Raw genomic sequence first — 11,395 nt, forward strand, 5'->3', positions numbered from 1 at the left:
CCGGCGAGCCAGCTCATCATCGGCCTGTTGCGCCTGCGCTTGGGCCTGTTGGGCGTGGGCTTGGGCCTCGCGCCACTGGGCATGGTGCCAATGAGCCAACAGCGTCTGCAACTCGGCTTGCCACTCGCGGTACTGGCGAGCTTGGCCGGCCTGCCGGCGCAACACGCGCAAGCGCGGCTCTAGCTCGGCCAGCAAATCGGCCACGCGCTGCAAATTGGTCTCGCTCTCGCGCAAGCGGCGGAGAGCCTCGGCCTTGCGCAGCTCATAGCCGCCAATTTCCGCCGCATCTTCAAACAGGCGGCGGCGCTCGGCGGGGCGCAGGGTCAGGGCAGCGTCAACCAACCCCTGATTGATAATCGTATACGAACCGCCGAGCGGCTCGATGGCAGCCAACAGATCGCGCAGACGGACGCGGGCGCGGTTGATGAAATACTCATTCTCGCCGGTGCGAGTGACGCGGCGAGTAATCGTTACCTCATCAAAATCGAGCGGCAGCAAGCGATCGGCATTGTCAATCGTCAGCGCGACTTCGGCCAGACCGGCGGGCGGGCGGCGGCCACCACCGGCAAACAGCAGTTCGCTAGCCTGCTTGCAGCGCAACGCCGCCATACTCTGCTCGCCAAGCACCCAACGCACCGCGTCGGCCAAGTTCGATTTACCGCTGCCGTTGGGGCCAACTACAGCGGTAATCCCCGGCTGAAACTCGAAGACTGTGCGAGAGGCGAAGGTTTTGAAGCCTTGGATTTCGAGCCGTTTGAGATACATCTGGTCTCATCGTAACGACAGGAACGCAGGAGAGCGTTCCCTGTTTCCTCACTCGCGATGCGACTGCCAAGCGCACCAGCTCACCATTGTACCCTAGACCGGCGCAGTGGTAAAGCGAAAACCTGCTTGATCGGCCTCTGATGAGCGGCTATAATACAGCTTGCAAGTGCATTGCAATGGTCATGAACTGATCAACGACCAAGCGAGCATAATTATCCAGCGGGCAATCAACCAATTCCCGCGCAAGGCGCATCGCCGGCCCAGCCCGACGGCGCGCAATGGCGACCAGATCCATGCGAGAGCGAGTCTATCGCAGCGAAGTGGTGATCCTTCGCCGCAGCGAGGTGGCCGAAGCTGATCGACTGCTACTCATTGCCACGCCAACCGGAAAGCGATGGGTCATCGCCAAAGGCGCGCGCAAGATGAAAAGCCGGCTCGCAGGCCATATCGAACTCTTCACCCACGCGCAGATGATGCTTGCCGTCGGGCGTAATCTTGATATTGTCACTCAGAGCCAGATTGTGAATGCCTTTCCGGTGCTGCGCACCGATTTGACGCGGCTGGGGTGCGGCTATTACGTCGCCGAATTGTACGATCGCCTCACCACCGAGGCTGAGGAGAATCCGCCGCTGTTCCAATTGTTAGTTGAGACGCTCGGATCGCTCGATCGTAGTCCTCTGCCTGAGCTTGCTCTGCGCAGTTTTGAGCTGCATTTACTACACTTGCTGGGGTATCGCCCGCAACTCCATCGGTGCGTTGTGTGTGACGAACTATTGACTCCTGAAGCTGATCGCTATAGTCCGGCCTTTGGTGGCGTGCTCTGCCCGCTTGATCGAGCGGCTGACCCGGCTGCCTTGTCGATGAGCGAAGCAACCTTTCGCCTCTTGCGTTACCTTCAGGCCCAACCGGTTGTCGCCAGCGAAGAATTGCGTATCTCGGCGGCGACGCGCCGGGAAGCAGCCGAGTTGCTGCGCGCCAGTTTGCGCCATCTGCTTGAACGTGATCTCAAATCTGCCGATTTTCTCGATCGTTTGCTTGCGTCTCGCTAGTGATGGTATGACGACAACGTTGCCAACAACAGAGGAGGGCGGGCCATGAACTATGTCGAAAGCCTGCTCGGGCGGGGAGAACAGATCCTATACATTGCCCGCCAGCACATTTATGTGTTGATTGTGAACATTTTGGCCGAACTCACCTTAATTGCCGTCTTGGTTGCGGCTGGGGTCGCCTCAAATATGGCGTTTCGCAATAACCCAACGGCAATGATCGGTGGGATTAGTATCAGTAATCTGATTCTGCTAATCTGCATCGTTATCAGTATTATTGTGCTGATAAGCGGATTCATCGACTTTCTGCGCTGGAATTCCGAGCAGATCATCATTACTGACCGGCGGGTCTTGCAAGTGCGTGGTGTCTTTAATAAGCGCGTGATCGATTCATCGCTCGAAAAGATCAATGACATCGAGCTACGCCAGAGCATTTTGGGGCGTATCTTCAATTTTGGCACAATCGAAATCTTGACCGCATCAGGCAGCGAAGGCGCCAATGTGATGGATCGCATTGAAGCGCCGGTTGAATTCAAGCGGACTCTGCTCGAAGCTAAGCATAACCTCGATCGCGGCTATGGCTATCTTGATACCGATGGTTACGCTCCCGGCCGTCAAGCTGGTGGCGCGATCGATATCCAGCGCACACTGGAAGAACTGGCCCGCCTCCGCGATCGCGGCATTCTTTCCCCCGAAGAGTTTGAGGCCAAGAAGCGCGACTTGTTGAGCCGGATTTAGGCGGTTGCCAAGCTGTCATTGCGAGGGGGCGCAGCCCCCGACGCAATCTCCCGCTGCGGTGAAAGTAACCACTGAGGGGGCTTATCCCGCGTGAGCAGGAGATTGCTTCGCCGCCTGTGGCGGCTCGCAATGACAGGAGGAGAGCGGCGGTGCGCAATGGCAATCAGCGCAAGAAACCGTTATAATTCTTAATACACTGAACAACCAAACAGGTGCTGCATGTACAACGATATCGAACAGGCTCGCGCCGCGATCGCGCCGCGCCTGCGCCACATCCCGCGGGTTGGCTTGATCCTTGGCTCCGGCCTGAGTGCGCTGGCCGATGAAATGGATGATGCAGTTGTTATTCCCTACCGCGACATTCCCGGTTTCCACGAGCCGAAGGTGGTGGGCCATCGCGGCGAGCTGGCGGTTGGCATGTTGGCCGGGCAGCCGGTGGCGGTGATGCGCGGACGCTTTCACTTCTACGAAGGTTACAGCATGCAAGAGGTGACCTTCCCGGTGCAGGTGTTGCGCGCGCTCGGTTGCGATACGTTGATCGTCACCAATGCCGCTGGCGGCTTGCGCCCCGATTGGCAGGTCGGCGATATTATGCGGATTAGCGACCAAATCTTTTTGCCGGGAATGGCCGGCCACCATCCGCTGCGTGGGCCGAATGACGAGCGGCTAGGGCCGCGATTTCCAGCGATGGTGGGGGCGTTCGATAATGAACTGGTGCCGCTGGCCCGCGCCGTTGCCGTCGATCTCAATATGACGCTGCGCGAAGGGGTTTATTGCATGCTGAGCGGCCCGCACTTCGAGAGCGCCGCTGAAATTCGGATGGTGCGGATGTTGGGCGCTGACGCGGTGGGGATGTCTACTGCGCCAGAGATTATCGTCGCCATTCACGGCGGGATGCGGGTGCTTGGCTTTTCGCTGATTACCAACCTTGCCTTGCCGGACGGCCCGCCGGCCAATCACGTTGAGGTGATCGAAGCCGGTGAGGCGGCCAAGCCGCGGTTTGCGGCGTTGTTGCGCGGCATCTTGGCGCGTATGTGAATGGGGGAAGGCGCAAAGGGGCAGAGGCGCAGAGGAGGATAAACGCAAAGACGCTAAGTGCGCAAAGGGTTTATATGTTGCACACAAGCGCGCTTATACCATCCTCTAAAACCCTTTGCGATCTTGGCGTTCTCTGCGTCTTTGCGTTCAAACCCTTTGCGGTCTTAGCGTTCTTCGCGTCTTTGCGTTAACGTCTTTCGCGTTCCATGGAGGTTGCTATGCGTACCTTGACTCCGCTGACCGAAGTGGCCGCGATCGATGAAGCGACCCGCGCCGCGTTGGCCACCTATTGGATTACCAGTGTCGAAGAGTTGGTGGCGACGGCGCGGTCGAGCAATACCGGCTTGGGCAGCGGCCTCGCGGCGCTAGCGCAGGCGTTGGGCCGCAGTGAAGACGAGGTGCGGGCCATGGTGATGGCGGCGCTCGATGTCGTGCCTGATGCCAGCTCGTTCAGCGTTGATGTGGCGATGGAACCGGTCGGCACCGGCGCGATCTTCGATGATCTGCCTGAGGTTGATGCCGCTGCCTTCAGCCCGCCGGTTGGTCTGCCGGGAGAAGTGCCGCCATTGGCGACCCTGCCGCCGCCGGTCAGCCAAGGGCCACGCAATACCTGCGTCGCGTTTACCATCGCCGCTATGGTGCAGACGCTGAGCAACGATCCCACTGATCTCTCCGAGCAGTTTATCTATTGGATCAGCAAGGATCGTGACCGTATCCCCGGTGATGTCGGCACCAACCCGCTGGTGGCGCTGCGCGCAGTCGCCGAGTTGGGGGTGTGCCGTGAAGAGACGTGGCCGTACCGGCCTGAACCGGTTGATCATACCAATCCCGGCCACGAACGGCCCAACGAGGTTGCCTTCCGCGAGGCCAAGCAGCGCCGGATCACCGGCGTCGAGCAGTTGCCGGCCCGCGATGTCAACCAGATCAAGGCGGCGCTGGCCGCTGGCAAACCGGTGCTGATCGGATTGATGATCGGCGAGCATTGGACGAGCAGCGGCCAAATTCGCCGCATCGGGCGGGTGCGCCGCGCCTTGCCCGGCGAGCAGCGGTTGGGTGGGCATGCGATGTGCGCCCTCGGCTACCGCGACGACCCTTCCGCACCCGGCGGCGGCTATTTCATCGTGCGCAATTCGTGGGGCAGCGATTGGGCGAACGAAAACCCAGACGGCGCCGGCTATTGTTATGTGCCGTATCAGTTGATCTTTGACGAAGGGTTGGCAGCGCTTGTCGCTACTGGCGTTATCGTTGAACAACCAGCCATGACTAAGCCGGCATTAGGCACTGCGCCAAGCGATACCTTAGCTGCTATCCTCGCCGAAGCGCAGGAACTTCGCGCTCGCCTCGACGCGCTGATCGAGCGAATCGGCGCATTAGCCGCCGTCCAGCCGCAACCATTGGCGCCGGTTGGCGCAGCGCCGGCAGCACCGGAACCAACTCCGCCGCCGATCGTCGTCGGCTATAGCGGCCCGCTCATCTTGATTGCCAATGAACAGAGCGCCGACGAACTCTACCCCAACGGGATTGATGGCCGGCGCGGCGAGCCGTTATTGCGGATTGACGCCAAAACCGCCAGCGATCTCGCTCAGCGCAGCGAAGATCCGAAAGAGTTGCAGACTTTGCATAAGACTCGCACCGAGGCCGAAGAGAAACACTTCGGCGTGGTTGCCGATGTCGATCAAGAGGATTTGGCCCAAGCGCGCTGGGCATTAGTGGTTAGCGCCACCGATGACGCGCGGATTATCGAGGCGCTATGGCCGCTGATCGAGCATCGCGCCCTGCAGCAGGGCATCGCGCTGCCATCAATTGCCTTCCGTCCCGGCGAAACCTGCGCCGAGTGGGCCAGTCGCTACACCGACATCCGCCAGCCGTGGGAGCAGCGCGTGCCGGTGCTGGTGTGCCGTCCCAACGAGCGGGTTAATGGTTGGCTGGCTCGCCACGGCACGATGGCCGGCCCGGTCAAACCGAGCCAAGGCGTGCCGTTCTACCTGTTGATCGCGGCCCGGCCCGGCCCGCTGGCGCCGAACGATCAAGCCTTTATCAGCTTCAACTTCCAGTACGAACTCGATATCTTCTGGGGGGTGGGAAGAGTTTGCTTTACCGATGAACGCGGCCAGCACCGCTATGCCGATTACACGGCCTATGCTCAACGGCTGGTTGACTACGAGCGGCGCAAGGCGAACGAGATACGCTTACGCCGTGAAATTGTCTATTTCGGCACTCGCCATGACCTCGATAAATCGACCGAGCGCAGCGCAGTCGAGCTGGTGACGCCGCTGGCTGCGTGGCACGATCGCGGTCTGCCGCAGCGGCAGGGGTACAGCAAACGGCTGTTGCTGGCTAAAGATGCTGCCCGCAGCAACTTCGAGCAGGCGCTGTGCGAGGGCAACCAGCCGCCAGCCATCCTCTTCAGCGCCACCCACGGCCTTGGCCTGCCGGCCAACGACCGCGAACTGATCCCCTACCAAGGCGCGCTAGTGATGCAAGACTGGACTGGCTTCGGCGGGATCAAGCGCGAGCACTGGTTTGCCGCCGAAGACCTGCCCAGCACCCTCTCGCTCGAAGGGATGGTGGCGCTGTTGTTTGCCTGTTACGGCGCCGGTTGCCCGCAGCAAGACGAATTTATCTTCGATCCCAACAAAGGCCGCCCGCTGATCGCACCCTTCGCCTTCGTTGCCCAACTACCGCAGCAGATGCTGCTGCGCGGCGCGCTCGGCGTGGTCGGTCACGTCGAACGGGCTTGGACCTACGGTTTTAGCATGGATGGCACGCGCGGCCAAACCCAGAGCTTTGAAGATGTGATCGGGCGGTTAGTAGCAGGTAAGCGGCTCGGTAGCGCGACCGATCAATTCAACGTCATTCAGGCTGCCCGTTCGATGACACTGGCCGAAGAGTTAGAGAGCATCAAATTCGGCAAGCAACCCGAACCGCGCGAGTTGTCTACGCTCTGGATGGCGCGCAACGACGCTCGCAACTACATGCTGCTCGGCGACCCGGCGGCAAGGTTGGCGCTTTAACTCACCAACTCCCGCAATTCCGCCACCGAACGGGCTAGCGCCAGCGGCGCGGCCAGATAGAGGTCGCGGTAGTCACCGTAGCCGTAGGTGACGGCGATGCACGGCATCCGGTGCGCTCGCGCGCCGGCGATGTCGTAGATGGTGTCGCCAACCATCACGGCCCATGCCCGGTCGGCGCCGAGCCGGGGCAGCAGGGTGGCGATGACCATTGCCTTGTTGCCGTTGCGGTCGTCGGGGTCAACGGCGGCGATGGCCTCGAAGTAGGCTTTCAACCCGAAGTGGGCTAAGATCCGCTCGGTCGGCGGGCGAATTTTCGAGGTGGCGACGAACAGCCGCACCCCAGCCGCGTGCAGGTCGCGCAAGAGGTCGGGAATGCCGGGAAAGACCGTGTTCTCGAACATCCCGATCTCCCAGTAGCGTTGCCGGTAATGGGCAACCGCCTGATCGGCCAGCGCCGGATCGCCGAGCAGTTGCTCGAATGAGGCGTGCAGCGGCGGCCCGATCCAGCCGCGCAGTTCGTCATCGGGCAGCGGCGGGTGGCCAATCTGCGCCAGCGCATAGTTGACGCTGCAGGCAATGCCGGTGAAGGGGTCGGTCAACGTGCCGTCAAGGTCGAATAAGATGGCGCGAAATGGTCGTTGTCTGCTCATGCAGCTAGTATACCGCAAGAGCGATGGCCGGTTTGCGCCGAGAAACGGTGTTATAATGAATGTATCCGGCGTTTGGTCATCATCGTAAAGGGAGAGCGTGCTGCGGGCGAGCGGGGCAGTGCAAGGCAAGCATACGGCACGGAACGCCTCTCTCGTTGCGCTAGCTATATCAGTGATTGTGACCTTCGCGTCTTTACTCATCACAGAAAGGCCCCCGGCATGTTTAATTCAATGGCCGATGTGCGTGAAATGTTGGGGCGACAAAACTATATCGCCTCTGATGAGATCAGCACTGCCATCTTCCTTGCTGAACGGCTAGGCAAGCCGTTGTTGGCCGAAGGCCCCGCCGGCGTCGGCAAGACCGAGCTGGCCAAAGCGTGGGCCGCGGCGCAGGGCCGCGAGCTGATCCGTCTCCAGTGTTACGAAGGTCTTGATGAGACTAAGGCGCTGTACGAGTGGGAGTACGCGAAGCAGTTGCTCTATACCCAACTGCTGCGCGAGAAGTTGTCAGAGATGCTCGGCGATGCGCAGAGCTTGCGCGAAGCCGCTGACCGGCTCGCTGCCCAAGAGGATGTCTTCTTTTCTGAGCGTTTCTTGCTGCCGCGCCCGTTGTTGCGCGCGATCACGAGCGATAAGCCGGTGGTGCTGCTGATCGATGAGATCGATCGGGCTGACGCTGAGTTTGAAGCGTTCTTGCTGGAAGTGCTGAGCGATTTTCAAGTTTCGGTGCCGGAATTGGGCACGCTGAAGGCTAAGCACATCCCAACCGTCATCCTCACCTCGAACAATACCCGTGAGCTGAGCGAGGCGCTCAAGCGCCGTTGCCTCTACATTCACATTGATTACCCCGACCTCGAAGCTGAGCTGCGGGTGGTGCAGCTGAAGGTGCCCGGCCTTGCGCCCAAGCTGGCCCGTGAAGCCGTAGCGCTAGTGCAACGCCTGCGCGCGCTCGATCTCAAGAAGCATCCTAGCGTCTCCGAGACGCTCGATTGGGCGCGGGCATTGGTGGAGTTGAACGCTCGCCAGCTTGATAAGGCGACGCTTGATACTACGCTGAACGTGCTGCTTAAGTACGAGAGCGATTTGCAGCGGGCGCGCCGGCTGTTGCAGCAGGGTGACCGGCCAGATCGGCCAGATCGGCCCGACCGGCCTGACCGTCCGCGCGGTGGTTATCGCGGCGGCGACTGGAGCAATAACTAGCGGAGCAAGTCATGGATCGACGGATTACCGAGTTTATTGCCGGGTTGCGTGCGGCTGGCGTGCGCATCAGTGTGGCCGAGTCGGCTGATGCGTTACGGGCGATTGAGCAGGCCGGCATTAGCGATCGCAATATCTTCCGGCTGGCGTTGCAGGCGGCGTTGATTAAAGAGCGGCAGGATCAGGCGATCTTTAACGATCTCTTTCCGTTCTACTTCGGCAAAGACGCGCCGCCGGCAATGCAGCAACCCGGCGGCGGGCAGCTCTCGCCCGAAGAGCAGCAGCAACTCTTGCGCCAGTTGCAGCAACTGCTCGCCCAATTCCCGCCAAGCCCGCTGGGCCAGCTCTTTCAGAGCATGATCAGCGGCCAGCCGCTCAGCAATCAGCAAATCCGCGCCATGCTGGCGAACGTCTCGCCGCCGCACCTCACCAACCCGCGCTACCGCGATTGGATGGCGCGACAGGCGATGCGCGAATTGCAGATGAACCGGTTGCAGCAGATGCTGCGCCAATTGCTTGAGCAACTGCGCGAGCAAGGCATGCGCGAAGAGGCGCTGCGCGCGATTGAGCAGGCGGCGCGCGCGAATCTCGAGGCGCTTGAGCATCAGATCGGCCAGCAAGTGGCTCAGCAGATGCAAGAACAGGCGCAGGGGCAGGGGCCGCGCCAAGGCCAAGGCCGGCCCAACGAGCGCGAGCTACTCGATATGCCGCTCGAGCGGATCGATGCGAGCCTGTTGCCGGAGACGCGCACACTGGTGCGTAAATTAGCCGCGCGCCTGCGCACCCGGCTAGCGTTGCGCCAGCGCCGCGGCAAGACTGGCACCCTCGACGCCAAGGCAACTATCCGCACCAACCAGCGTTTTGGCGGCGTGCCGATGCTCGTACGCCACCGCAAGCGCCATCTCAAGCCGAAGCTGGTCATCTTGTGCGACCGCAGCGTCAGTACGCAGCAGGCGATGTCGTGCATGTTGCTAATGATCTATGCGCTGCACGATCAGGTCAGCCGCACCCGATCGTTCGCCTTCATTGACCGGCTCTACGACATGTCGCACTATTTCGCCGAATCGCGCCCTGAGCAGGCCATCGCGCAGGTGCTGGCCGAGATCCGGCCTACCCGCAGCTACAGCACCGATTTAGGCAATGCTCTAGGTGAGTTTTGCCGCGATCAGTTGCATCTGGTTGACCGGCGCACCACGGTGATCGTGCTCGGCGATGGCCGCAACAACGAGAACGATCCCAATCTGCCGGCCTTCGAGCAGATTCGTCGCCGCGCTCGCCGCATCGTCTGGTTTGCGACGGAAGAGCGGGCAAAGTGGGGGGTCTACGATCCCGGTTCGCTCAGTAGCGATATCTACAAGTATGCGCCGATGTGCGATGCCATGCACGAGGTGACGACGTTGCGCCAATTGGCGACGGCGATCGATCGCTTGTTCCTGCATCCGTAGCGGGAAATGCGCCGATTGCCAAACTCGCTTGCGTGGTGCAGGTTAAACGCTACGATGGAGTGCGGCAGTTCGGCGGCTAAACTCTACATAAGATCGTTGAACGCCGGCGCGAAGTTGAGCAGTGCGCTGGTTCGCTGTATCATTGCCAAGTACCCTCTTGTTCGTTACGGGGGCATAACGTGCGGCAGTTCGGCTGCCGCACGCTCCATAACAAGGAATGATACGCAATGCGGGTTGTGATACGGGAAGTGTTGAACGTCGGCGGCTTTTTTGCCGGCGAGACGGTGACGCTGGCGGCGCAGCAGTGGCCGGACGGCGGCCCTGAACAGACGGTGACAATCGACGATGCGGCGTTCACCAATGTGATTGCGCGCCACCTGCTGACGCCGGGGATGATCCTTGAGTTGCAGTTTGCCGGCGATCGAGTCGAGCAGGCGACCTTGCTCGGTGCGCCTGATTATGCCGGGCTGCGCGCAGCGTGGCGGCAGCCGCCGATTCTGCCCACGCCAACGCCGCGCGTATTGAGTTTCCGCTGTCCGGTCTGCAAGGTGTGGGTGGCGGCAACCGGCGATCCGCCGGTGTGCGCGGTGTGCGCCGCCGCCGCGCCCCATCGTTAACCGATCCGGAAAGTCGCTACCAATCGCCCGAATTGCAATTTTGTGCCATCGCTAATCGGGGTTGGAGTTTGCGGTTCGATCCGCGTGCCGTTAACTCGCGTGTGGTTGGTGCTGTTGAGATCAACGATGCTCCACTGATTGCCGGTATGCACGATTTTAGCGTGCTGGCGACTCACGCCACCTGACTCGCCGCCGTAGGGCGTCAAGTCAATTTCGGGAAAAATGTTGCTCACCGGGTCTTCGCGGCCAATCACGTACTCGTGTTTGCTCGGCTCAAGAATAATCTCACTGCCATCGGCCAGTTCCAACCGGGCTGCCGCCGGCGGCGGGGTTGGGATGGGGGTGGCAATTGGAGTCGGCGCTGCCGGATGGGCGGCTACCGGCTCAGCAGGCGCTGCCGGAGCTGCTGCCGGCGCCGGCGGGCTGCCGATCAGGGCGGCTAATTCCGCTTCAGTCTTGGCCAGTTCGGCCCGCGCCGCATCGAGACCAGCGGTGATGAACGCTGGCACGCTACCGGCAGGGTAGCGGGCAACCATCTGCTCGTATTGGGCAATGGTATCGCGGTGCGCCGCTAACAACGCCTCTAGCCGGGCAACTTCGGCTGGATCAGGGCCGGCAGGGAGCGCAGCCAATTCCGCTTCAGTCTTGGCCAATTCGGCCCGCGCGGCATCAAGACCGGCGGTAATGAAGGCTGGTACGCTGCCGGCGGAGTAGCGGGTCGCCATCTGCTCGTACTGGGCGACTGTATCCCGGTGTGCAGCCAGTAACGCCTCCAACCGGGCGCGCTCAGCGACCAGATCGATAGGGGCAACCGCCGGGGTGGCTGGCGCAGCGGGCGGCGCGGGCGGGAGGGACCGCACCACAGCGTCAGGAGCCCGGAGTCCA

General features: G+C 61.3%; 10 protein-coding genes. 7 read left to right on the forward strand and 3 right to left on the reverse strand.

The window, feature by feature from the left end; translation table 11 throughout:
- A partial coding sequence (locus U9R81_RS18935; protein WP_322496969.1) for an AAA family ATPase occupies window positions 1–765 on the reverse strand: 765 nt, incomplete at its 3' end.
- 293 nt (window positions 766–1,058) lie between these two features.
- On the opposite strand from U9R81_RS18935, the gene recO reads away from it, so the two are divergent.
- The 4 genes from recO (at window position 1,059) to U9R81_RS18955 (ending at window position 6,601) form a co-directional block, all read left to right on the forward strand.
- Window positions 1,059–1,814 (forward strand): DNA repair protein RecO, encoded by a 756-nt coding sequence (gene recO, locus U9R81_RS18940; protein ID WP_322496970.1) that lies wholly within the window; start codon window positions 1,059–1,061, stop codon window positions 1,812–1,814.
- A 45-nt stretch (window positions 1,815–1,859) separates the two neighbouring features.
- Window positions 1,860–2,549 (forward strand): PH domain-containing protein, encoded by a 690-nt coding sequence (locus tag U9R81_RS18945; protein WP_322496971.1) that lies wholly within the window; start codon window positions 1,860–1,862, stop codon window positions 2,547–2,549.
- Window positions 2,550–2,768: 219 nt separating this feature from the next.
- Window positions 2,769–3,587: a purine-nucleoside phosphorylase gene (locus U9R81_RS18950; RefSeq protein WP_322496972.1), complete on the forward strand. Its 819-nt coding sequence runs from the start codon at window positions 2,769–2,771 to the stop codon at window positions 3,585–3,587.
- 218 nt (window positions 3,588–3,805) lie between these two features.
- Complete coding sequence (locus U9R81_RS18955; protein ID WP_322496973.1) at window positions 3,806–6,601, forward strand: C1 family peptidase; 2,796 nt, start codon at window positions 3,806–3,808, stop codon at window positions 6,599–6,601.
- Here U9R81_RS18955 and U9R81_RS18960 read toward each other — a convergent pair.
- On the reverse strand, window positions 6,598–7,251 hold the full coding sequence (locus U9R81_RS18960) for an HAD family hydrolase (RefSeq protein WP_322496974.1): 654 nt from the start codon (window positions 7,249–7,251) through the stop codon (window positions 6,598–6,600). The genes U9R81_RS18955 and U9R81_RS18960 overlap by 4 nt on opposite strands.
- Window positions 7,252–7,470: 219 nt before the next feature.
- On the opposite strand from U9R81_RS18960, the gene U9R81_RS18965 reads away from it, so the two are divergent.
- From U9R81_RS18965 to U9R81_RS18975, 3 genes are all read left to right on the forward strand, one after another.
- Complete coding sequence (locus U9R81_RS18965) at window positions 7,471–8,451, forward strand: MoxR family ATPase (protein WP_322496975.1); 981 nt, start codon at window positions 7,471–7,473, stop codon at window positions 8,449–8,451.
- Between the two features lie 11 nt (window positions 8,452–8,462).
- On the forward strand, window positions 8,463–9,893 hold the full coding sequence (locus U9R81_RS18970) for a VWA domain-containing protein (protein WP_322496976.1): 1,431 nt from the start codon (window positions 8,463–8,465) through the stop codon (window positions 9,891–9,893).
- Window positions 9,894–10,120: 227 nt separating this feature from the next.
- Entirely contained in the window at window positions 10,121–10,510 is a 390-nt protein-coding gene (locus tag U9R81_RS18975) for a hypothetical protein (RefSeq protein WP_322496977.1), read from the forward strand.
- Here U9R81_RS18975 and U9R81_RS18980 read toward each other — a convergent pair.
- Window positions 10,507–11,395, reverse strand: an 889-nt coding sequence (locus U9R81_RS18980) for an FHA domain-containing protein (protein WP_322496978.1), incomplete at its 5' end; no start/stop codon positions are given. The genes U9R81_RS18975 and U9R81_RS18980 overlap by 4 nt on opposite strands.

The organism is Chloroflexus sp. (genome assembly GCF_034435895.1).
In the GTDB taxonomy this organism is placed as follows: domain Bacteria; phylum Chloroflexota; class Chloroflexia; order Chloroflexales; family Chloroflexaceae; genus Chloroflexus.